This window comes from Paenibacillus sp. FSL H3-0469 (genome assembly GCF_038051945.1).
Taxonomy (GTDB): Bacteria; Bacillota; Bacilli; order Paenibacillales; family Paenibacillaceae; genus Paenibacillus_AQ.
In genome coordinates, this window is sequence record NZ_CP150302.1 from 1,000,557 (window position 1) to 1,023,342 (window position 22,786).

General features: G+C 52.5%; 21 protein-coding genes. 4 read left to right on the forward strand and 17 right to left on the reverse strand.

What is annotated here, in order from left to right:
• Nucleotides 1-186: 186 nt before the first annotated feature.
• The 10 genes from NSS83_RS04255 to NSS83_RS04300 all read right to left on the reverse strand — a co-directional run bounded on the left by NSS83_RS04255 (nt 187) and on the right by NSS83_RS04300 (nt 10,235).
• Nucleotides 187-621, reverse strand: coding sequence for a disulfide oxidoreductase (locus tag NSS83_RS04255; RefSeq protein WP_340753415.1), 435 nt, complete (start codon nt 619-621; stop codon nt 187-189).
• Nucleotides 618-1,382, reverse strand: a complete 765-nt coding sequence (locus NSS83_RS04260; protein WP_341185586.1) for a DsbA family protein — start codon at nt 1,380-1,382, stop codon at nt 618-620. The genes NSS83_RS04255 and NSS83_RS04260 overlap by 4 nt, the downstream gene beginning before the upstream one ends.
• Before the next feature lie 93 nt (nt 1,383-1,475).
• Nucleotides 1,476-3,395 carry an ATP-binding protein gene (locus tag NSS83_RS04265; RefSeq protein WP_341347754.1) on the reverse strand — a complete coding sequence of 640 codons (1,920 nt, stop codon included), beginning with the start codon at nt 3,393-3,395 and terminating at the stop codon, nt 1,476-1,478.
• A 161-nt stretch (nt 3,396-3,556) separates the two neighbouring features.
• Nucleotides 3,557-4,873, reverse strand: coding sequence for a hemolysin family protein (locus NSS83_RS04270; protein ID WP_341347755.1), 1,317 nt, complete (start codon nt 4,871-4,873; stop codon nt 3,557-3,559).
• 315 nt (nt 4,874-5,188) lie between these two features.
• On the reverse strand, nt 5,189-5,581 hold the full coding sequence (gerQ, locus tag NSS83_RS04275) for a spore coat protein GerQ (RefSeq protein WP_339257508.1): 393 nt from the start codon (nt 5,579-5,581) through the stop codon (nt 5,189-5,191).
• 192 nt (nt 5,582-5,773) lie between these two features.
• Nucleotides 5,774-6,196, reverse strand: a complete 423-nt coding sequence (locus tag NSS83_RS04280; RefSeq protein ID WP_036695386.1) for a cell wall hydrolase — start codon at nt 6,194-6,196, stop codon at nt 5,774-5,776.
• A 240-nt stretch (nt 6,197-6,436) separates the two neighbouring features.
• Entirely contained in the window at nt 6,437-6,835 is a 399-nt protein-coding gene (locus NSS83_RS04285; protein ID WP_036695387.1) for a DUF2500 domain-containing protein, read from the reverse strand.
• Nucleotides 6,836-7,109: 274 nt separating this feature from the next.
• The gene (locus tag NSS83_RS04290) at nt 7,110-7,286 is read right to left on the reverse strand and encodes a hypothetical protein (protein WP_340753410.1); all 177 of its coding nucleotides are present in this window, start codon (nt 7,284-7,286) and stop codon (nt 7,110-7,112) included.
• 229 nt (nt 7,287-7,515) lie between these two features.
• Nucleotides 7,516-8,763, reverse strand: coding sequence for a hypothetical protein (locus NSS83_RS04295; RefSeq protein WP_341347756.1), 1,248 nt, complete (start codon nt 8,761-8,763; stop codon nt 7,516-7,518).
• An 86-nt stretch (nt 8,764-8,849) separates the two neighbouring features.
• A complete protein-coding gene (locus tag NSS83_RS04300; RefSeq protein WP_341347757.1) occupies nt 8,850-10,235 on the reverse strand; it encodes an amino acid permease in 1,386 nt (461 codons plus the stop codon).
• Nucleotides 10,236-10,434: 199 nt separating this feature from the next.
• On the opposite strand from NSS83_RS04300, the gene NSS83_RS04305 reads away from it, so the two are divergent.
• Nucleotides 10,435-11,358 (forward strand): L-lactate dehydrogenase, encoded by a 924-nt coding sequence (locus NSS83_RS04305; RefSeq protein WP_036726543.1) that lies wholly within the window; start codon nt 10,435-10,437, stop codon nt 11,356-11,358.
• 281 nt (nt 11,359-11,639) lie between these two features.
• Here the strand turns inward: NSS83_RS04305 and NSS83_RS04310 are convergent, their stop codons facing one another.
• Both NSS83_RS04310 and NSS83_RS04315 read right to left on the reverse strand, forming a co-directional pair.
• Nucleotides 11,640-12,569 (reverse strand): tyrosine-type recombinase/integrase, encoded by a 930-nt coding sequence (locus NSS83_RS04310; RefSeq protein WP_341347758.1) that lies wholly within the window; start codon nt 12,567-12,569, stop codon nt 11,640-11,642.
• Between the two features lie 30 nt (nt 12,570-12,599).
• Nucleotides 12,600-13,517, reverse strand: coding sequence for a LysR family transcriptional regulator (locus NSS83_RS04315; protein ID WP_341347759.1), 918 nt, complete (start codon nt 13,515-13,517; stop codon nt 12,600-12,602).
• Nucleotides 13,518-13,637: 120 nt separating this feature from the next.
• Between NSS83_RS04315 and NSS83_RS04320 the strand changes: the two genes are divergently transcribed.
• Nucleotides 13,638-14,912 (forward strand): amino acid permease, encoded by a 1,275-nt coding sequence (locus NSS83_RS04320; protein ID WP_341347760.1) that lies wholly within the window; start codon nt 13,638-13,640, stop codon nt 14,910-14,912.
• Between the two features lie 665 nt (nt 14,913-15,577).
• Here NSS83_RS04320 and NSS83_RS04325 read toward each other — a convergent pair.
• On the reverse strand, nt 15,578-16,957 hold the full coding sequence (locus NSS83_RS04325) for a DUF4179 domain-containing protein (RefSeq protein WP_341347761.1): 1,380 nt from the start codon (nt 16,955-16,957) through the stop codon (nt 15,578-15,580).
• Nucleotides 16,954-17,490, reverse strand: coding sequence for a sigma-70 family RNA polymerase sigma factor (locus NSS83_RS04330; protein WP_341347762.1), 537 nt, complete (start codon nt 17,488-17,490; stop codon nt 16,954-16,956). Before NSS83_RS04330 ends, NSS83_RS04325 begins: the two co-directional genes overlap by 4 nt.
• A gap of 138 nt (nt 17,491-17,628) precedes the next feature.
• On the opposite strand from NSS83_RS04330, the gene NSS83_RS04335 reads away from it, so the two are divergent.
• The gene (locus NSS83_RS04335) at nt 17,629-18,579 is read left to right on the forward strand and encodes an alpha/beta hydrolase (protein ID WP_340940368.1); all 951 of its coding nucleotides are present in this window, start codon (nt 17,629-17,631) and stop codon (nt 18,577-18,579) included.
• Nucleotides 18,580-18,719: 140 nt separating this feature from the next.
• Here NSS83_RS04335 and NSS83_RS04340 read toward each other — a convergent pair whose 3' ends face one another.
• Both NSS83_RS04340 and NSS83_RS04345 read right to left on the reverse strand, forming a co-directional pair.
• Nucleotides 18,720-19,076 (reverse strand): hypothetical protein, encoded by a 357-nt coding sequence (locus tag NSS83_RS04340; RefSeq protein ID WP_051478104.1) that lies wholly within the window; start codon nt 19,074-19,076, stop codon nt 18,720-18,722.
• A 114-nt stretch (nt 19,077-19,190) separates the two neighbouring features.
• Nucleotides 19,191-20,411, reverse strand: coding sequence for an aminotransferase class I/II-fold pyridoxal phosphate-dependent enzyme (locus NSS83_RS04345; RefSeq protein WP_341347763.1), 1,221 nt, complete (start codon nt 20,409-20,411; stop codon nt 19,191-19,193).
• Nucleotides 20,412-20,744: 333 nt separating this feature from the next.
• Between NSS83_RS04345 and NSS83_RS04350 the strand changes: the two genes are divergently transcribed.
• On the forward strand, nt 20,745-20,918 hold the full coding sequence (locus NSS83_RS04350; RefSeq protein ID WP_200869554.1) for a hypothetical protein: 174 nt from the start codon (nt 20,745-20,747) through the stop codon (nt 20,916-20,918).
• A 72-nt stretch (nt 20,919-20,990) separates the two neighbouring features.
• On the opposite strand, the gene NSS83_RS04355 is transcribed toward NSS83_RS04350, so the two are convergent.
• Nucleotides 20,991-22,775: an ABC transporter substrate-binding protein gene (locus NSS83_RS04355; RefSeq protein ID WP_341347764.1), complete on the reverse strand. Its 1,785-nt coding sequence runs from the start codon at nt 22,773-22,775 to the stop codon at nt 20,991-20,993.
• Nucleotides 22,776-22,786: the final 11 nt, after the last annotated feature.

Sequence of the window (22,786 nt, forward strand, 5' to 3'; positions counted from 1 at the left end):
TAAAGCGTGGAAACAAATGAAAAAAGAATGAAAAGCACTCAAAACAACCAAATTCATCATCCGGTATGTCTTGATCTTTCATTCTCTTTCATTATCCCTTTAACACGTGATTTTACAGGGTTTTTGTATAATATTTTTTGCTAAAATTAAGGGCATTCTCTTCTCTTCCTTCTGCCCGTCAGCTACTTACTCTGCAGGCTCCTCTTTGCGTCCTGTCCAGAGCAGAATGGAGATTAAGGCAAAGGCTATAAGTGCAAGCAGAGGGACCGTTACAAATCCGAACCAATTCAGATAATCCTTGTTGCACGGTACGCCAATGGTGCAGGGAAGCACCTTGCTGAGCGCCGGAATTTTCTGCTCTGCATAATGATAAATAGAGATGCAGCCGCCGATCAGACTAAGAGGAAGCACATAAGGAATGATCCGCTTGTCCGCCCGGTAGGTGGCGATCCCCAGCAGGAACAACTGCGGGTACATGAAGATCCGCTGGAACCAGCACAGCTTGCACGGCTCGTAATGCAGGACCTCACTGAGATACAGGCTGCCCGCTACAGCTACCACACAGACGAACCAGGCCAAGTAGAGACAATTACGCCGGCAGAAGGCAGAGAAGGCGGTCATTGGGCGGCCCCTGCTCCCGCTGCTGCTGTTGCTGCCTGAATCTGGGCGTCAATCGCCTCCATATTGAAGGGCTCGTTCACCTTGATGCCGTTCACGTACAAGGATGGCGTATTCGTTACGCCCGTATCGGAGCCAAGCTGAATATCCCGGTCCAGTTCCTTCGCATAGGTGCGGTCATCAATATCCTTGCGCAGCAGGTCATAATCCACCGGCAGCTCCAGCTGCTTGGCGAGACTCACCATGAAGTCGGGCGTAGCCCACTCCTTGTCTTCATTCCCCTGGTTGGCATAGATCGCATCGAAGTATTTCCAGAACGCTTCCTGGTTCTGATGATACACCGATAGCGCTGCCAGGGAGGCCGTTCTGGAATCCTTGCCGATGAAGGCCAGATTCACGAAATAGAAGGCTGCTTTATTCTGATCTACATAACCTTGAACGATCTGCGGTTTGATCACACCGGTGAACTGGGCGCAAGCCGGACATTTGAAATCACCGAATTCCACAATTTTGACCGGAGCATCCTCCTTGCCGAGCCGCATCATTTCACTGTAATTGAAGGCAACCGGCTTACTGTCTGTGCCTGCAGGCGAAGAGTCCTTCGAAGCAAGCATGAATAAGCCTACAAAAATAATAACGACGATGGCCACCGTACTCACGATCAGAATTCTCGTTTTCTGCTTCTGCTGTTCCTGCTCTGCCCTGCGCTTCTCCTGCTTACTCATCTGGGGAGCCATGACATTGTTCTTTTTTGTTTTGCTCAAAGAGAGTTCCTTTCCGTCCTCAGGACTGTCGTGATAAAAGAATAGTTACTTTCAAAGTATATAATGTTAACTCTCTTGTTGGCAATCGCTGTCTTATACGGCTTCATTCTCCTCTGCTGACTCCCCGCCTCCTGTATCCTTGCCGAAAAACACCTCCGGGGAATGCTCCTGTGACTGCAGCTTAATTCTGAAGAAGAACTGTGTGCCGCCCCCTTCTGCCGGTTCTGCCCAGATCTCTCCTTGCATCAGGTCTACGAGCTTCTTGCAGATCGCAAGGCCCAGACCCGTCCCGGGGTATTTGCGGGTATGCGACCCGTCCACCTGTGAGAAGGACTGGAAGAGCAGCTGCAGCTTATCCGGTGAGATGCCAATGCCCGTGTCGCGCACCATGAATTGCAGCGCCTGAGCAGCCTCCCTGACGCCATAGGACTCCACCTTAACCGTTACCGTGCCGGATGGCGTGAATTTCACCGCATTGCCGATCAGGTTGATCAGAATCTGACGGACACGCGCAGCATCTCCGGTGAACTTGTCGGGAAGCCCCTCTTCGATCTCAAGCTTCAGGGTTAATGGTTTGTCTTGTGTGCTCACCGTGAACAGGTCCATACAGCCCTGGAGAAGCGCCTTCAGCCCGAAAGTATCCTTGTTCAGCGTGAGGCCATCCGCTTCCAGCCGGGAGATATCGAGAATATCGCTCATCACATTCAGCAGAGCATGGCTGCTTGTACTCTGAAGCCGCAGGAGCTCCAGATGCTCAGGGTTGCTGATCTCCTCAGCCAGCAGCTGGTTGACGCCGATAATGCCGTTCAGCGGCGTGCGGATCTCATGGCTCATGGTGGCGAGGAACTCGCTTTTCATCGTCACAGCACTCTCCGCAGCATCCCTCGCCTCCAGCAGCTCATACTGATACTTCATCAGGGCGGTCACATCCTCGGCCACGATATAGACCCACTGCTCCGTATGATGCAGCAAAGGAAAGACGGTGACACTGCAGATCAGCTGCTCCCCGCCTTTGCTCCGGACCTTCAGCTCCAGCTTGGAGGGCTGCCCCCGTGAAGCGCGTGTTACGGCATCCCGCACGGCCGTTTCATCCCGTTCGCTGTACAGTATCGCCTTATAATTCCCCAGTTCTTCTCTGCTATATCCGGTAATGTCCCGCAGAGCAGGATTAGCACTGATAATCTTCTTGCGTGCAGGATCAATACAGATCACCATATCAGGGTTATGCTCGAACAGTGCGGTATACCGCTGCTCGTTGAAGGCTGCTGACTGGAGTATCCGCTGCCGGTCCCTGTACAGCAGAGCAAGGACGATCGACACAATGAACAGGAAAGAGCCGCAGAGGATCATTCCCAGTATGGAATCCTGCAAATAGAGCACTTGTCCGGCAGCACTGGAATGTTCTCCTATGGGGAATGAAGCGCCTGCCATGGCAGCGTAATGAATACCTGTGAACGCGCCGGTCAGGGTCAGGACAAGCAGCAGCTTTTTGAAGCTGAACATATTATAGGCCTGCTCCAGCCATTTCGGATCATAGGATGCGGTGACCACCGGGACGATCAAGGCGAACAGTACCGCCAGTGTAATAGAGAAGGCGCCTTGCTCATACGTTGCCGTAAGTCTCATCGACAGAATGCCGCTGAAATGCATAATCAGGATGCCGCTGCTGAACAGGAGTCCGCCCATGGCCAGATAGACCCTGCTGCGGGTGTGCGGGTTATTCAGCATAACTAACAGCATATAAGAGGCTGCGACGGGAATCACTAGAGAAAACGCCAGCAGAGGCAGATTATACGATACAGGAACGCCCATTTCCATTGCGCGCATCCCGATGAAATGCATGCTCCACAGGCCTGTGCCAAGCACCAGGGAGATGAGCAGGATGAACCGGGAGCTCCGATGGCCGCGAAGCAGACGTTCCGTCAGGTCCAGCGCCGTGAAGCAGGAGAGAAAGGCTATCGCAACCGACAAGAGGACAAGCAGATCATTGTAAGTGTTAAAAGGATGCTCCAACGCTCCCGCCCCTTTCTTGAATCGGATATATTACATGTATTTACACTTCCTTACCCGCCTTAAATCCGGCCGAATCTCAGTAACGCCAGAACCATCCATCCTTATAATGACAAAAAAGCACAGCGCTATAGTAGCGCCATGCTCATATTGTATGCAGCAGCTTATGCTCCGGCTTCTTCCGTCAATAACTGCAGCTTCAGCAGCTTAATCCGGGAAATCCGCTTATTATCGGTTTCTTCGACCACGAATAAATGATTGTCGAACTCAATGGACTGGTCCTTTTGCGGCGGATTGACCTCCAGCTTGGAATACAGCCAGCCGCCGATCGTATCATAATCATCAGTCTCCATATGGATTCCGAGCTTGTCGTTAATCTCTTCAATCAGCATTAGTCCGTCAACGGAGTACTCATCCTCTCCCAGCTGCTCAATGCCGGGACGCTCCTCGTCAAATTCATCCTGAATCTCACCGACAATCTCTTCCATAATATCCTCCAGTGTAACCATCCCCGAGGTACCGCCGTACTCATCAATAAGAATGGCGATCTGGGTCTTGGCACGCTGCATGACCTTCAGGAGACTGCTGATCTGAATCGATTCCGGTACCGTCAATATCGGACGGATCAGTTCATTATAGCTCAGTGCCTTCTCCCGGATCATATCCTTGATATGAATGAAACCAAGAATATGGTCCTTGTCACCGTCACAGACCGGATAACGGGTTCTCATGCCGTCGAAGGCAATCTCCAGATTCTCCTCCGTCTCCAGATGCGTGTTCAGACAGATCATCTCGGTACGCGGAATCATAATCTCCCGGGCCATCGTGTCGGCAAATCCAAAAATATTATCCACCAGTGTCATTTCTGTGTTGTCGATCAAGCCGCTTTTGTTACTCTCCTGCATCAGAATGCGGATTTCTTCCTCCGTATGCGCAGTAGCCAGCTCGGAAGCCGGTGTCAGACGGAAGATCCGCAGCAGTCCCCGGGCAAGCCCGTTAACCACCCAGATAAATGGAAACATGATCCGGTAGAAAACGTTCATCGGTCCCGCAGTTAACAGAAGCACCGCCTCAGCCTTGTTCACAGCAATGGTCTTCGGTGCAAGCTCGCCGAGTACGATATGGAGAACCGTGATAAACATGAAGGCAATAATCAGGGAGATGACAAATACAGTCGTTTCATCAAAGCCCAGACCTCTGACCAGCGGCCCCACAATCGTGGCCACGGCCGGTTCTCCCAGCCAGCCCAGTGCAAGTGAAGCAAGGGTTACCCCAAGCTGGCAGGCTGACAGAAATCCATCCAGATTATGGACAATGTTCCTTGCCGCCAGCGCTCTCTTGCTGCCTTCCTCAATCAGCGATTCAATGCGCCCGCTGCGCACCTTCACCATCGCGTACTCCACCGAAACGAAAAAACCGTTAAGCAGCACAAGCAAAATAATAAGTCCTACATGTAATATACCGGGTAAAGGGTCGCTCAATTTATACTCCTATCCACCGTAATCTGTACGGCTGGATAGGCCCACCTCCTTCGTTTGCTCAAAATGTCAGACTCGATTACGCGAAGAGAACCCTTGCGTATCAATTCCCCAATGCCCTCATCTCCTATACAAAATCACGGATTATAAATAATACTTTCATTATATAAATATATTAGGTGAAACAGCAAGCATGCGTGTCCCCTCGAAAAATACAGCATATGTACGTACGGGAGCATAAGTAACGGCTGACCGCCTCAAACCAAGGCGGACAGCCGTTTTTGGGCAATTCTATGGATAAATGGCCGGAAAAGCGGATTAACAGTTACGCACTCCCAGCGGATTCCCGACAACGCCCGGATATTGATAGACAAGCGGCTCTTCGAAAGTGGCGTAATCAAAGTTAACCATCAGCAGCACCACCCGCTGTCCGGTAGCCCGGTCGCTGATAATCAGGTGGTCACGGCCCGCAGCTTCAAGCACCCCGGTGTAGACCTTGGCATTCCAGTCCTTATTATTCTCATATGTGAAATAGAAGGTGCCCACCTTGCCAAGATTCAGGCGGAAAATATTCTCCACATAGGACTGTTCAAACACGGGGGCAGCTGTGGAGACCACCGTGCCGCCGGGCATCATGGGACTTCCGCTGCTTACCTGAGGCGGCATGGCGACCATGTTTCCCATGTTCCCCATGTTTCCCATTTTCCCCATATTTCCGATGTGCCCCATGTTGTTCATATTGTTCATGTTATTCATGTTCTCCATATTGTTCATATTGTTCATGTTGTTCATATTGTTCATGCTGCCTGCGGGATTGCTGCCCATCATATAAGGAACTGGGCGGTAGGGTTGAACGATCATGTACGGATTACCTCCTAAAGTGTAATAACTGCCTTGTCTTGCCTAGTATACTGCCGGACAATCTCCCTGTGTCGGAGTGAAGAAGCAGTGGGCCTTGTAGCGTCCGGTATTCTGCTGATTGTACCAGGTCGCCGGGCAATCGCCGACCGGGCGGAAGAACCAGAGCGCATTCGAGGCCGGCCAAGTTCGCTCCCCGTTAATCGCTCGTTTCGCCAGCCGGATATCGGCCTCCCGCGCCCGCTGATAGAAATATCCCTTTTGCGGGGCTTCGAAGCCGCCGGGGCTCTGATACACCATGTCGTTCACACTGCGGATGTTGTTGAAATCCAGACAGTTGCCAAGAATCCGGTTCACGCCGACATTGCCGACCATCAGCATGCCTGACTCCCCATCCTCTTCAGCCTCGGCCCGCATCAGCCGTGCAAGCACTCTTACGTCCTCCGAGTTAGTTTTGATGACAGCCACGCGTTCTCCTCCTTGCATTCATTTCATTAACAGGTGAAGCTGTGCAGACTATTGTTTTCTCCGTTGTTCTTTTGCTGCTCGCTGTATTGTATGTGTATTCGCCCAGGAGGTGACAGTCTGCACCCAATTTCCTGCCCCCTCTCCGTTCTTTCCCATGCTGGAGGCACGCCAAAAACCCCCTGGTTCCTGAGCCGGAACCAGGGGGTTACAATCACCATCTATAATGCATTGCCATCTTAGCTACTCTGCCGTGGAGTAATGAGGACGCCGTTGAAAGCCATGATACCGGGTCCCCTGATACGTCAGTATACCTTGGTCTCCCTCAGCGCTCATCCCGTATTCCTGTCCCTCCACCTTGAATTCCCTGCGCACCCCATCCTCAGCTTCATAGGTCAGATAGTAGGTGGTGCTGGTCCGGCTGGAGAGACTATCCTCCTGGGACTGCTGCTGGCGCACTTCGGTCCGCTTGCTCACGATACGGGCGGGAATGGACTGCAGGGGGGCTTTATTGTTCCGGCTCCACTGAAGCAATCCCCGGCCCGCAGACACAGCGATGATCCCCACGACCAGAGCGAGAAAGACCGGCAATACCGTTCCTGTAAAATCGAACAGCCAGGATGGATCACTCCCCGTTCCCATTGTCTCTTCCCCCTTATTCCCAAGTAGTTAGCACACCTGCCCATATAGGCTTCTCTACATGTATATGCCTCTTGTCTGCAAGACAGCACCGGCAGAAACGCAAGTAGAAACGGCTTCGCCGTCCTTTTATAGGACGGTACCGTTTCAGCGAGAAATAGAAAGGATAAGTTATCGTGTGAAACCTATAAGTTCTTATAATTGCAAAAAGACCATTCAGGTTCCGGTACTGCCTGGAACTTAAATGGCCTTCTATAATACCCGAGTGGCGGTTACATTAAGCATGTACGAGGTCTAACAGTTGTCTGGTTTCGTTCGTTTCTTCCGGCATCATGCCGTTGTCTGCCCAGCAGGCTTTGCATTGTTCTTCAGTCTGGCACAGGTGAGCGTCATCGCAGTTGTAGCACAGTTGCATCAGGTTTCTAGTCATATAATTCGTTTCAAAAGTTGTCATTGTAATCTCTCCTCTTCGGGTTGGAAGTTTGTTTGAAAGTTTGTGAAAAAAGTAACTTGTTCTCTATGTGTTAAATATATCACAGGATTCAGAATTTGTCATGTGATTTTTTTCACATTTTTAAAGAAAATTTTAAATAAGATTTTTCCTTATATTGTAGAGGCCTTTAGGCAGATTTAATGTGAAAAAAAGAGGCTATCCGTCAGAACGGACAACCTCTTGCAGAGTATTACATTACGCGCCAGCTCTCGCCGCCGTTGGTGGTCTGAAGCAGGATCGACCTGCGTTCCTCCTCCTTCGAGATCAGCAGCCAGCCGACATCGCTTGAAATGAATTGCAGCTTCACTACCTCCGGATACTCCAGAAGCTTGGACTGAAGCACCGTGCTGGCCGGAAGGGCCGTCCAGGTCACTCCCTGGTCCACCGTCTTATAGAGCAGGTTGCCTTCCAGCGACCAGCCCGTCATGGCATTCAGGAAGTCGGGTGCCACATTCCGGTTCATACCGGAGAGCGCCGGCCGCCCGAATGTGGTGAACTTCCAATTCTCTCCCCCATTGGCGGTAAAATAACCGTTAAAGCTCATGCTGCCTTCTTTGTCCTTCTGACAGCCGACCGGCATCCAGCCCCCGGCCGCATTCTTCCCGAAGAACTCAGGGACACCCGTAACCACCCGGTCACATCCTGCAAAGCTATCATTGACCAGGAATTCCGAACCGGGTACCCAGGTCGCCCCTCCATCTCTGGTCATATAGATCTTGGGCAGAGCGCCAGTCTGCAGCATAACAAACCCGCGGCTCTCATCATTAAAGATCATCCCTGTCGTGACACCGGCATGTGGAATCGAACTAGTCGGCAGATTCGGATTATACTGCTCATTCTGCATCACCAGATTCCAGGTGGCTCCGCCATCCTTGGTAGCATACAAAGCTTTGCTCTCTTTGGTGGCACTAGCATCCCACTTGGTCATCAGCCAGCCGTTCAGACCAGAGCTGAAGTATATAGAGGCCAGCTTGTTGGAGTCGGGGAACGCAGAGATCTGCCAGCTGTGTCCTCCGTCTGTGGTACGCAGCACCACGGTCTCGGTAGAGCCGAACGAGCTGCGGATAATCCAGCCATGCTCGGGGTCAGTGAAGAAAATCTCTTTGCCGTAGACCGGATTGCTCAGAAATTGTACATTCGTAGCTGGTGAAATATTCGCCCAGGTCTTGCCGTTATTCAGCGTCATGTACATTCGCAGCTCATTGCGCGTTACCCCCCAGGCCAGTCCTGCTGAAGCATTCAACAGCCGGAAGTCGGTCAGCCGCGTCTGAATCTGGTATTTCTTTGCATTTTCGGGTTCCACATTCTTGTTATCCGGGGTGATGACTGTAATCATCTGCCCTTCTTCCGGCGCTTCAGTCGGCTGAGGAGGCCGGGTAGCCTCCGGCGGAGGGGCGGACGAGCAGGCCGAGAGAACCAGCAGAGTCATAAGAAGCATCAACGCCACTCTTAGAATCTTGGAATATGAAGCTTTGGCTGACAATGCGCTCTCTCCTTTTCTTCATTCATGATTATTTAAAAAGATTATTTCTTCGTATTCAGATTACTGCGTTTGTAGCCATACAACGAGTAGATCACCAGCCCGATTGCAACCCAGATGATGAAGCCGATCCAGGTCTCTTTGCCGAGATTATACATTAAGTAGCCGCAGGTCGCCGCACTAAGGAGCGGAACCAGCGGAACCCATGGAACCCGGAAGCCTCTCTTAAGATCTGTCTTCGTCCGGCGGAGCATAATGACCCCGAGTGACACAACCAGGAAGGCAAATAAGGTGCCGATACTGGTCAGATTAGCCAGCCGGTCCAGTGGGACGAAGCCGGTAAGTACTGCAATAAGGCTGCCGACCATCCAAGTGCTGCGCACCGGTGTATGCGTCTTGGGGCTAACCTTGGACAAGCTCTGCGGCAGCAGCCCGTCACGCGAGATGGCGAACAGCAGCCGGGTCTGACCGAACAGCATGACCAGCAGTACGGTAGTCATCCCTGCAATAGCCCCGATAGAGATCAGTCCGGCAATCATATTCTGGCCAACGAAACGCAGAGCAAAGGACACCGGATCACTGACATTCAAGCTATGATAAGGCACAATGCCAGTCAGAACCAGGGAAACTGCGATATAGAGGACCGTACAAATAGCCAGGGATGAGATAATCCCAATCGGTAGGTCACGCTGAGGACGCTTCACCTCTTCTGCGGCTGTCGAGATGGCATCAAAGCCGATATAGGCAAAAAATACAGTGGCCGCGCCATTCATCACGCCATGAATCCCAAACGGCAGGAACGGAGTCCAGTTCTCGGGCTTCACATAGAATATGCCTGTGATAATAAACAACAGCACCACGCAGAGCTTAATGGCAACCATCACTGCGTTGAAGCGGGCAGTCTCCTTAACTCCGCGTGTCAGCAGATAGGAGATCAGCAGGATAATGATGACTGCGGGCAGATTAATGAACGTTCCCTTATCCGCATTATACGCTCCAGACAAAGCTGTGGGCAAATGTATCCCGAAGCCTTCCAGCAAGCCCTGGAAATATCCGGACCACCCGCTGCTTACCGCTGCTGCGGCAACCCCGTATTCCAGGACAAGGTCCCAGCCGAGAACCCAGGCGAGCAATTCGCCAAATGCTACATAGCTGTAGGCATAGGCACTGCCGGATACAGGCAGGGTGGACGCAAATTCAGAATAACACAAAGCGGATAACACACAGGCAATCCCCGCTATAATAAAGGAAAGAACAAGGCCCGGTCCGGCATGCTCCGCAGCAGCCACTCCCGTCATTACAAAGATCCCGGTGCCGATTATGGCTCCTACCCCAAGCATCGTCAAATCCAAGGCGCCCAGTGTCTTGCTAAGCTTCTCCGCTCCGGCATTCTGGGGAATAGCCAGCGGTTTTTTGCGGAATAAATCCATACTTCAGTTCGCTCCTGTCAAGTGGTTGAGTGGATAACAGAAAAATCGTTGTTAGCTTACCCTATTACGGGTAATGGATGAAAAACGGATAGCTTGAAAACACTATTCCTAGCGATTATGATGGATAAGATTGGACAGCAAGTGGAATGGCTCTGCCTTCCTTATACTACCAAAATACAAAAGCTGGAGGAGATTTAACATGGCCCCATTTAAGCCCAATCGTGTTGTAGTCATCGGTACCGGTGCAGTCGGAACCACTACAGCCTATACGCTGCTGCTGCGTAAGCGCATGCCCGAGCTTGTACTGATCGATGTGAACCACCAGAAGGCGCTTGGTGAAGCGCTGGATATGAACCATGGTATGCCTTTTGTAGGAGGCGTGAAGCTTTGGGCCGGTACCTATGAGGATTGCCGCGAAGCCGACATTATTATCGTCACTGCCGGAGCCTCCCAGAAGCCTGGTGAAACCCGGATCGACCTGCTCCGCAAGAACATCTCGATCTTCAAAGATATCATCCAGAAAATCACGAAATACAACCAGCACGCGATCCTGCTGATTGCGACCAATCCGGTCGATATCCTGGCGTACGCGACCCTGAAGATCAGCGGCTTCGACCGCAGACGGGTTATCGGCTCAGGAACGGTACTGGACAGCGCCCGCTTCCGTTACCTGATCGGGAAGCACAAGGAGATTGACCCGCGCAGCATCCATGGACAGATCATCGGGGAGCATGGCGATTCCGAGCTGCCGGTCTGGAGTCTCGCCAATGTCGCCGGGATTGATCTGGGCTTCGATGAAGCCGAACGCAAAGAAATCTTCGAGGATACGAAGAATGCCGCTTACGAGATTATCGATGCCAAGGGATCGACCTCCTACGCCATCGCGCTTGCACTGGACCGCATTGTAGCGTCCATCCTGAACAATGAAGGCTCCGTTCTGAATGTATCTACACTACTGAACAACTACAACGGCGTCTCCGATGTGTTCCTCGGCGCTCCGTGTGTTGTGGACCGCTCCGGTGTGCGTGAGGTGCTTGATCTTCCGCTCAGCGAAGAAGAACAGAGCTTATTCCAGCAGTCCGCTGACAAGCTCAAGAGTGAAATTACCAAGCTGGAGCTATAATTCCAGCCGGAACGAGCCGGCCGCCAATCCGCAGGGATTGGCGGCCTTTTTATGAAATCTAAGCATTGAAATCTAAGCATCCAAGCATTTACAAGCCGCGAAGACGCGTTAAGCGGCTAAAGCGAATGTTGCGGTTGATTTCTCATCTCCATTTTTCCCTTTCTCATGGTAGCAATTCATAGACAAGTTGTCATCCTAAAAAAGCACATTCCATGTAATTTATGCGTTAGGGTATGAACAAAAGTTCATAGTTCAAGTGATATGAATACTAGACAGGCCGATTACAGGCTGCCGCTCAGCTTATCAGCACTGCTGATTTGCAGTCGGGACATCGCCTCTTCCTTCTCCCGGCTCGTGATATGGGTATAGACTGTAGTTGTCTGAATGGAAGAGTGACCCAGCAGCTCCTGCACCGTCCGCAGATCCGCGCCCTTGCGCAGCAGCATAGTGGCGAACGAATGCCGCAGCTTATGGCTCGAATAGGCACGCTGCTGGGAAGAGGGCAGCTCACTCTGGAAGCGGCTGAAGGTATCCGCAGCAATGCCCTGAATTCCCCGGATCGACAGTCTGCGACCCTTCTGCGAGATGAACATGGCCTCTTCTTTGCTGCGCCAAGGAACCAGCCGGTCCGTAATCGCCTGATCGAGATACGGGGCTACATCCTCGGGAACCGGTATGCCCCGCCATTTGCGCCCTTTGCCGAAGACCCGCAGCGTGCGCCGGTCTACATTATAATCACTCAGATTCAGCGTATGTACTTCCCCTACCCGCAGCCCCATATAGGACATAAGCAGGAAGACCGCCAGATTGCGGCTTCTATACTTGCCGTCCACCGCCGAGAGGAACCGCTCCAGCTCTTGCTCCTCCAGATAGACCGGCTCACGGTTTTTGTCAGTTTTGGATTTCTTGATCCCTGCCGCCGGGTTAATAGATAACAGCTCCAGCTCGGACAGTGCCTTGAACAGACAGTTAACCGAGGCGTGCTTGCGGTTACGGGTGGCATCGCTGACTCCCCGCTCACGGACCGAGGTCAGGTAGGACACCACATGCAGCTTCTTAACCGTTCCCAGCTCCTTGCCGTTCAGTTGGTCCAGGAATTCCCGCACATCCGCAAGGTAGGATTTCTGGGTATGTGCTGTATAACCGGCATCCTTCATCCAGATCAGGAAGGCCTCCAGCTCTTCTTCGTATGTTAGTTCCAGCTCATTCATGATCTGTTCCCTCCCTCTTAAGTACAACTATTATATCATTTCCTCTGCAGTAGCTTCCCTCCATCCGGCAGCATGCTTCTCTACCATTCTGAGGAATTCGCTGAGCGCAGGAGACTTCCATTTCTTGTTATGGTAAGCGATCTGGGTGGCCACCCGCTGCGACTGGTCATTCCAGTTCAGCCGGCCCAGCTTGCCTTCCGCCAGCTCGCGCTTCACCGTAATCTGCGGCAGAAAAGAGAGACCGAGTCCGGCCATCACGCACTGCTTGATCGCTTCAATGCTCCAGAACTCCAGATTCGGATCAGGAAAGACACCGTGGCTGTTCAAATGACGTTCAAACAAGGTGCGGTAGGTGCAGCCCGCTTCGGTATGCAGAATCGTTACGTTCTTCAGCTGATGCGGCTCCACTTCAGCAAGCTCCAGCAGCGGGTGATCCAGCGGAGCCACCAGAGCCATGGCTTCATGGATCAGCGTCTCACAGTGCATATCCTTATACTCTGTTTCCGGCTGCAGCAGGAAGGCCAGATCCAGCTCCCCGGAGCGGATGAACTCGGTCAGCTCCCAGCAGGCCCCCGGCTTAAGGGTAATCTGCACCTGCGGATAACGGCTGCGGAAATCCTTGATTATTCCGGGAAGCCGGAAGGCCGCCAGGGATTCCGGTGCGCCAATCCGCAGTGAACCGGCGATTTCGGTCTCAGACCGGAGGGCATTCTCAGCCATCGTGTGCATCTTGGAGATTTCCTGGGCATACGGCAGCAGGCGGCGGCCTGCATCGGTAAGCATAATCTTTTTGCTGATCCGGTCGAACAGGGGCTGCCCCAGCTCTGCTTCCAGAGCCTGAATCTGTGCGGTAATGCTGGACTGGGCATAATCCAGCTTCTGCGCAGCGCGGGTGAAGCTGCCCGTCTCTACCACAACGAGAAAGGTGAACAGATGCTTCGATTCCATAGCAGACCTTCCTTTGATCCATCGGTTTTTTGAATGGATGTTATTTGATAATTCCGTTTTTCCAATGGATCTATTATCTGATACTCTAGAACTAAATACAAGGAAAGCGGGATTATACGTATGAAGAAACACACCTCGTTACAACGTACTATCGGCATGCCTCAGGCCGTTGCCTTATACATCGGGGCTGTCCTCGGTTCGGGGGTATTAATTGTCCCCGGACTGGCAGCCGAGATGGCTGGCCCGGCTTCGCTGCTGGCCTGGGGCTTCATGACCCTGCTCATTCTTCCGCTTGCCTTATCCATGGGCCTGCTCTCTGCCAAGTTCCCTAACGCCGGGGGCGTCTCCCACTTCGTTACTCTAGCCTTCGGGCCGAAGGCCGGGGCCCTTGTCGGCTGGTTCTTCCTGCTGTCCGTTCCGATCGGTGCGCCAGTCGCCGCATTGACCGGTGCAGGATACATGACCGCAGCGATGGGCTGGGGCGATCCGGCCAGAATCGCCCTTGCCGCCGGGATACTGGTCATTGGACTCCTAACGAACTGGATCGGCATGCAGGTCGCCGGTAAAGTGCAAATTGCTGTGGTGATCGCTATTGTTGCCGTACTGGTCTTCTCTTTTGCCGCTGCGCTTCCAAGGATGGAGCGTGCTCACTTCACTCCGTTTGCGCCGTATGGCTGGATGAGTGTCGGGCAGGCGGCCGCGATCCTCTTCTGGTGCTTCATCGGCTGGGAAGCAGTCTCGCATCTGTCGGAAGAGTTCAAGGAACCTGAACGGGCTGCGGTTAAGGGTGTGACCATCGCGGCCATCATTGTCGGTGTCCTGTATTTCCTCTCGGCACTTGCTACCGTAGGTACGCAGAGCTATCTGCACGGCGGGGCAGATAGCTCCCTGCTATGGATCATCAGCCAGCCGCTGGGGGCATGGGGAGGCTTCATCGCCGGACTCACCGGTCTCTTCATCTGCACGGCGACGATCATTGCCTATGCAGGTGCGGCTTCACGCGTGGCGTATGCCTTGTCCCGGCAAGGTTATGCTCCGGGCTGGATGGGCCTTTTATCCAATCGTTATCAGACGCCTGTGGGGGCCATCGGCTTCCTGGCGCTCTGCTTCACCTTGATATTATCGCTCTACGGCAGCGGGGCACTCTCGATAACCACACTGATCACCTTCCCCAACGCTACCTTCATTCTTACCTATATTGGGGGCTGTGCCGCCGGAATCCGCCTTCTGCGCGGCAGCCGTGCAGGCGTAACAATCAGTTGGATTTCTTTTGCCGCCACACTGGCCGTGTTCCCGTTCACAGGCTGGGCAATTCTCTACCCGCTGCTGATTACGGCGGCGTTTGCCGGGGTGGACTATTGGAGATCCGGCGCTAGGCGTGTGGGGGAGCGGTGAGGGGGACTTTACTGTTACACACTTGGAGTTGGACTCGAAGGTGCTATTAATGCTACATACTTAAGAGCTGGACTCGAAGCTTGGTCGTCGCTGCGGTGAACATTTGGCCCTCCGGCCGCTGCCCAATTTGGATTTCTTTATTACAACCGCTCTTCGCGGTAGAAATCCAAACCAAGCTTATGCTTACGATGCGAGCTTTCCTGCGGAAAGCTTTCAGGCGGATGCTATCGCTCCTCCAGTTCCAAATTTCCCCTCCGCTTCTTTTTGCTTTTCTTTTCGTTAATTTCTTAAGTGCATTAAACAAAGTCACCTGTGGTCTGTGCTTCCAGCCCTTGTACCTGCATTCCTGCAAATTGTATACTGTTTTTCGCATACATTTGGCCCACAAACAACCACCGCACCGATTGTATTCGGTTTGTCGCATATATCCGGCCCGCACAACCCCACAACTCCCATTGTATTCGGTTTTCCGCATACATTCGGCTCGCAGTATCCATATCAGCATATTGTATTCGGTTTTCCGCATACATTCGGACCAGGCTATCCAGCAGCAACAAAGCCATCATACGGAAGATTCAAAGTTACTTCCATCCAACTATAAACAGGCCACGCCATCCATAACAGGACGGCGCGGCCTTTCTTTTATAAGCGTTGAATTTCAGCAGCTATTTGGTCCACTGAACCGGAATCCGCAGACGGAATTGTTGTATATCCTTCGTATAAGTGAAGGAATTGGCCACAATTTCGAGCTGATCGGATGGTTGCACCGGCGGGAAAATCAGCTTAAACTCTAGTTTATCCCGGTTAATGCGCACCGGCTGTCCTTTGGGGAAGATCGGATGATCCTTGTTCTGCTCCTCTTCTAACCGAAGCGGGGTATTCTGGCTCATGACCTGACTGGCCTCATAGTACACAACGGTCTGCTTCTCCTCATAATCAACGGAAGTTATCTTCACTGTTCCTCCTTCATTGCCCTTCAACGTTATAGGAAATGATCCATTCAGGCGATGGCGGTCCTCCGCTTGCTTCACTGCTCCATTCTCCAGCGGTTCAGTAACGATCAAGGTTACATAGGCCGGCTTAGGATTGAGCGCTGTCAGCGGTGAGAAGTTGAAATAGTAGTAGTCATTGGTTGCACCTCCTCCCTGATCTGTATACAAGGTTCCTATATCATCCTGGAGTATAACGTTCAGCTTCTCACCGGGGTATATATTCCGCATAATCACTTGTGTATTGACTGGACCAAGAGTCAGCTTCTCAAGCGTATATAATGACTTCTTGTAAGTGAAATTCAGATCTTTCGGATACACCGTGGAAGTCAGCGCCTTACTCTTGCTTGCATCCAGCGGAATGGTGAGATCCCAAATTCCTTTGGTAGCTCCGATTGTATTAATGGTCATATCCAGTGTTAACTGACCGGGCAGATCCTTATCTCCAAAAGATTGCCGGGTGGTCCCTATAAAGGTGTGGTCTCCTGTAATCGTAAAATCATGTGTATAAATAGACTGCGGTTCATGGCCTCTCAGATGTAGTTCATAGTAGACCTCCGCGTCCTTCTCTGAAATCGGCGGTGAGGATGCCGGATAAGTCACTTCGTAATTAAGCACCAGTTGAATACCGTCATAATACACCTCTGCCATCTCAAAAGTGATCCCCTGATCCTTGGCCTCAAGGCCCACGGGACTGCTAAGCTGCTTCTGCTCAATAACTTTGAGGTTTGCTGTGTACACACCTTTAGCATACAAATAATCGAAGAACGGAATGACGCGCAGCGCCTCTGCAACCTGGGGCGAGATGAATCCGATCCCGGTAATGGATCCGGCTGTAACAGCCAGCGCAACTGTGGCGCCGATGACCCACTTCCTGTACGATGATAACCGGTGTCTGTCTCTTGGGGCTTTCCCTACTCCTCCAGTATGTAGCTGCCACAATTCATCAAAATCAACAGAAGAAGGCATACTGTGTATCATGTGTTCAGCTTCCTTTTGTAATTGTGCGGTTACTGCTCCGGATTCAACATCCAGCCTGTCCTTAGCTGTCGTCATTTAAGTCCCTCCTTCATCATCAGCACACCGGGGTCAAGCTCGCCGCATTCTCTCAGCTTGCGCAGTGCCGCATGAAGCCTGGATTTGCAGGTTCCCAGCGGAATGCTCAATACCTCTGCGGTCTCTGGCAGCGATAATCCGGCATAATAGTGCAGGGTGATCACTTCGCGCAGCTTCGCGGACAGATGGCTGACCGCCTGCCATAATTCCAGCTGATTCTCACTATGCAGGGCGAAGCTCTCGGCGGAGTGCTCTTTTCCCTCTACTGGAACGCCCGCCAGTAATTGTATCCAGGTCTTCCTGCGTAACAGATTACGGGACGTATTGACGGCAATCCGGTACAGCCAAGGCCGAAGCGGCCTGGATGGATCGTACAAATGATATTTTGCAAAGGCACGCAGAAAAGTCTCCTGGGTAATATCATCGGCCAGCACCCGCTGCTTGGTCATCATAAGGGCAATCCCATAAATATAAGCGGAGTGTGCTTCAAACATGTCCTTGGCCTGCTGCTCTGTAATGGGATAATTCTTCAACGCTCGCTTCCCCCCTTTCTCTACTTGGTATACGCTTTGACCCGGGCGATCCGTTCGCTTTACGTTTCAGAAACTTGTCAGGCGGTTATGGATGAGGAGAGCTTGACCTAATCTGCTAGAAGAAGGAGACTGTAACCTATGTCTGATCATAAAAGAGTGATTCTTGAACCTGCAGCTCAGAAATTCGCCGATGATAATGCCAAGCCTCCCTTCCTGCCCGATCTGGGTCCGGAAAAAGGCCGCGAAACGGTCAACACCGTCCAGGCTGGCGATATCGAAAAACCCGAGGCAGATCTTCAGGATCTGACCGTAGCCGGCGGCCCCGGCGGTGAAGTGAAGGTCCGCATTGTCCGTCCGGTAGGCACCTCCGGCACTTCCTTGCCGGTCATTCTCTACATTCATGGAGCAGGCTGGGTTTTCGGCAACAGTCACACGCATGACCGGCTCATCCGCGAGCTGACTGTGGGTACAGGCGCTGCCGTGGTATTTCCAGAATACAGCCTGTCCCCGGAAGCCAAATATCCTACGGCCATTGAAGAAATCTATGCGGTACTGGAATGGATCGCCAGTGAGGGCTCCACGTATGGACTCGACGCCTCCAGGCTGAGTGTCGCTGGGGACAGTGTCGGCGGTAACATGACTGCTGCCATCACCCTAATGGCCAAAGAACGCAGTGGTCCGGCCATCTCCAAGCAATTGCTTTTCTATCCGGTTACAGATGCTTCCTTCGATACCGAATCGTATCATCAGTTCGCAGAAGGATATTTCCTCCAGCGCGAAGGCATGAAATGGTTCTGGGATCAATATACCACCGATCCTGAGGAGCGGGCACAGATTACGGCCTCTCCGCTGCGCGCCAGTCTGGACCAGCTTAGCGGTCTGCCGGAAGCCCTGATTATCACCGGTGAAGCCGATGTGCTTCGTGATGAAGGAGAGGCCTATGCGAATAAGCTTCGCGAAGCAGGCGTTCCCGTTACGGCTGTGCGCTTCCAGGGCATTATCCACGATTTCGTGATGCTCAACGCGCTGGCAGACACTAAGGCTAACCAAGGAGCTTTGCTGCTGGCAACGGCTTGGTTGAAGCACTAAGTCCCTGGAATATAACTATGTAAAAATAATACAAGCCCGTACCGGTGAATTCCAGTGCGGGCTTGCTTACATATATGAGGTTGCCAGAACCGGCAGCAGTGCGGTTTAGACTACCTACCTCAAACCAACCTGCGGTCCATCTATTTCCGCTGGGAATAGAACTCCGCTGCTTTGATCAGCATATCCTTCAGTGAACCGAAGGAAGTAGTCTTCGCTACATGCTCATCAAGCTGATCCGACGGGAGCGATTTTATCTCCTCTGCTGATCCGGCAGAGAACCCCCCTTTTTGCAGCAGATCCTTCAAGGACTCGAACGGAGTGAACTTTTGCAGAAAAGAACTAGATAGCAGTTGCTCCAGCGGCAGCTTCTGCAGCAGTTGCTCGACAGGCAGCTTGTCTAGCGGTAATTTCTGCAGCAGCTCGTAGGCACGGCCTTCTTTGAGGGAACCGACTACTCCTTGTATTTTATCGCCTAATCCTCCAATGTTAAATCCCATAAGGTCAACCTCCTGAAAATCTGTAGTTGATCCTTATTACCCCGAATTCAGATCAGCGAATTACATTGGTTGACATAATGTTGATTATGTTACTCAGTAGCACTTCTCACATCCTCATCTCCCCGAACGCAGAAACTTCCCGATCCTCCGGGCAGCTTCCAGCAGACGTTCTTCCTCCTCTACCAGTGCAATTCGCACATCCCCTTCCCCCTGGCTGCCAAAAGCATCTCCCGGAATGACCGCTACACCGGTTCTCAGCAGCAGGTCATGCGCGAAGCGGCGCGAACTTCCGGCTTCACCCCTACTCCCATAGGCATCCGGCAGCCTCGCCCAAATAAACATAGTAGCTTCCGGCGAGGGCACCGCCCACCCTTCAAGATGCAGCGCCTCTACCACAAGATTCCGCCGCCGCTCATACAGCTCAGCCACCCCTTGGTCCGGCCCGGAGTTCATCGCTTGCTCCAGCGCCACAACCGCCGCTTCTTGAATCGGCTCGAAGACGCCGTAATCGACATTGCTTTTCAGCTCCCGCAGCGCCCCGACGGCCTGAGCATTGCCCGTCATGAAGCCGATGCGGCATCCGGCCATGTTGAAGCTTTTGGAGAAGGAATGAAATTCAACGGCGGTGTCCCGCGCCCCAGGTACCTGGAGAATGCTGATCGGCCGGTACCCATCGAAGCCCATCTCTGAATACGCCAGATCATGCACGACCAGCACCTCCCACTTACGGGCAAGCTCCACGAGCCGCTCCATATAAGCCAGATCCACAGTAACCGAAATCGGATTGCCGGGAAAGCTGAGCAGGATAAAAGATGCTTCGCGCCAGACCTCATCAGGAATACTCTCCAGATCCGGCCGGAAAGCATTCTCCTCTAGGAGCGGCAGCGGCCAAGACCTAACCCCTGCTATTGCGAGCGCCCCTGAATAAATGGGATAACCGGGGTCCGGCACAATCGCCAGATCACCGGGATTGCAGATGGCCAGGGCCAGATGCGCCAGCCCGTCCTGCGAACCCATCAGGGACACGATTTCCTCCTCCGGATCTACCTCCGCGCCGAAACGCCACTGCATCCATCTCGCCGCCTGGTTGCGCAGCGCTGCACTCCCCTTGGACGAAGGATAAGCATAGCTATCCTCCCGCAGCACCGCATCACTTAATGCCTGACGAATCTCGGGCAGAGGCGCCCGGTCCGGACTGCCGATTCCAAGATCGATAATGTTAAGTCCCGCTTGCCGGGCTTCTAACTTCCATACCGCCACCTCGGCGAAGATCGATGACCCCAGATGAGACAGCTTGTCTGATCTCCATTTATGCTGCTTGCTGCTATGAATCAATGGACTCCCTCCAGCTTATGTTTTTTCCAATAGTATAGCATGGGTTCCGCAATCCGAAGAGTTGAAAGAACAGACACATTCTCTGCTACGCTCTCCACATGGGCATTAATTCCATCATTGATATATTATTCTACTAAAATCACTCTATTTAAGGTGACAACTAGTGCGGGAAGTGATATAGAAATCGATATGAAGCGAAACAGCGTATAATTTAAGTTATACGCTGTTTTTTGGAGGCGATTTTGTTTGTTATTAAGGAATATATGCCTCCGTCGAATCGCCGCTGCCACCCGGGCATAGGATAGAGTATTACAGATGAAAGTGGGAATATACATGTCCAAGAATAAGCGCGGTAAAGCACTTTACACTACCCCCTCCCGGGCCAGGGGTACCTGTCCGATCTGCGGGAGCACCCGGATCAAGCTTTTGTATTTCGGTAAAGGCCCGGAGGGTGAGAAGCTGACGGTCTGCAAGAAATGTGACGGCAAGCAGCAGCAAGCGGTCTGAATTAAGTTGTAAGGTTATTGCACAAAAAAACGGCCTGCTTCCCCCTTCAGGAGAGCAACCGTTTCTTTGTGCCTACTCAAACCCCGATTTCACCCACAGCTTGGAGATATCCAAAAATCCGAAGGAGCCGGGCTCCAGTCCGAACAAATTCTGACTTAATTGCGCTTTTTTATTCATGTGACAGCCATACAGTACCCAACCGTTATCTCTCAGCTTGCCTTCGGCCAGTTCCAGTACCTCTGCCCTCTCCCCGGCGGCCAGCCGGGCGAAAGGCTTCAGCACCTCTGTGAGCTCAGATTTCTGGCTGTCCAGCAAGAGGTGATGCAGATAATTCGACTCATTGCGAAAATAATTAATCATCCCCCACTGCCAGTCATCCTCCAGTACTTCTTCGCAGATCACAAGATCCGCTTGGTTTATCAGGTCCGGCAGGTCATATTCGGATACGGGGCACAGCTCAAGCAGTAGCCCAATCTTCCTGCAGCGCTCCTGTAGCCAGAATGCCTCATCCCGCTCCTCTTGGTGGGTGCGGTAGGCCAGCTTCACCGCCTCTCCTTTGTATCCGTCTGCCTCAAGCAGTGCCCGCGCTTCCTCCAATAGCGGCTCTTCAAACTCCCGCTTACTACTCTGCCAGGGAAGGAAGCTATCCGCCGGCATAATCCGGTTGCCTCCCAGCTCACGGATCAGAGCAAGCTGATTATAGAGGATACGCATGGCCTGCCGGAGCGCGGGATGATGGTGTATGCCTTCTTTTCTAAAATTAAACAGAATGTATCTGCACCCGACAGCCGGATAATCGATATTGTGACTCCTCCCGTCCTCCGCTGCCGGTAAGCTGTTCAGGCTGGTACTGGCATGGGTCAGCTGATATTGACGTACCCCCGAGGCCAAATGCGGCAGGTACCAGATCTCGACCCGGTCCAGCAAAGGGCGTATTCCATAGTAGAGATCGTAAGCGCTGAGTACAAGCACATCCTGGCTCAGATCCACTACCTGATAGGGCCCCGTGCCGACCGGATTCGCTGCGAAATCCATATCATACGGAACAATCGACATATAGATCGAGCTGAACAGATGCAGGAAGAAGAAATTAGGCTGCACCAGATCGAACCGTATAACGTAGTCCCCCTCCAGCTCCACATGAATGATATCCTCAAAATGACAGATCGCCGGACTTTTAAGCCGGATCAGACGCTGTAGGGTTTCTTTTACATCCCGAGAAGTCATCATGCGGCCGTGGTGGAATCGCACCCCCTTGCGCAGATAGAACAGGTAGCTTGTACTGCTCTCGTTCGCCTCCCACGTGTGGGCCAGCCCCGGCAGGAAAATCTCGTTCTGTGCATCATAGGTAATCAGGGTACTGCAAATATGCCCCAGCAAATAGGTCTCAAAAGCGGTGTATACGGTGGCCGGGTCCAGCTTCTCCATCGCACGGTTACGGGAGATTCGGAGCACCTCCTGCCCGGATGTGGAGCCGGGTTCGCTCCAGAAGCCCATTTGCTTATCGAGAACCGCCAGCAGGCGTTCTTTGAGCGGCTCGTTAACCGGGTATTGACCAATCAATTCGATGGCAGGCTTAATCCGGCCTTTGCTGACCAGCTCTTGAAATCTCTCCTCCAGTACCTCATCTATATGACGCAAAAAAGTCATCTGCGAGCGATTTCCTCTCCCTCTTCCGGGTATCCAGGCAATTAGCTGCTGCTCCTCCAGCTTCCGCAGAATAAACTTCACATTGCGCGGTGTGCAGCACAGGATACCGGTCAACTGCTCAATCGTCACCGGAACCGGCTGCTGGAGGCTATATGCCGGAGCCAAGGCTGCGGCCAAACAGAGATAATGCGTGCTGCTGGTGTCCATATGATCAAGCT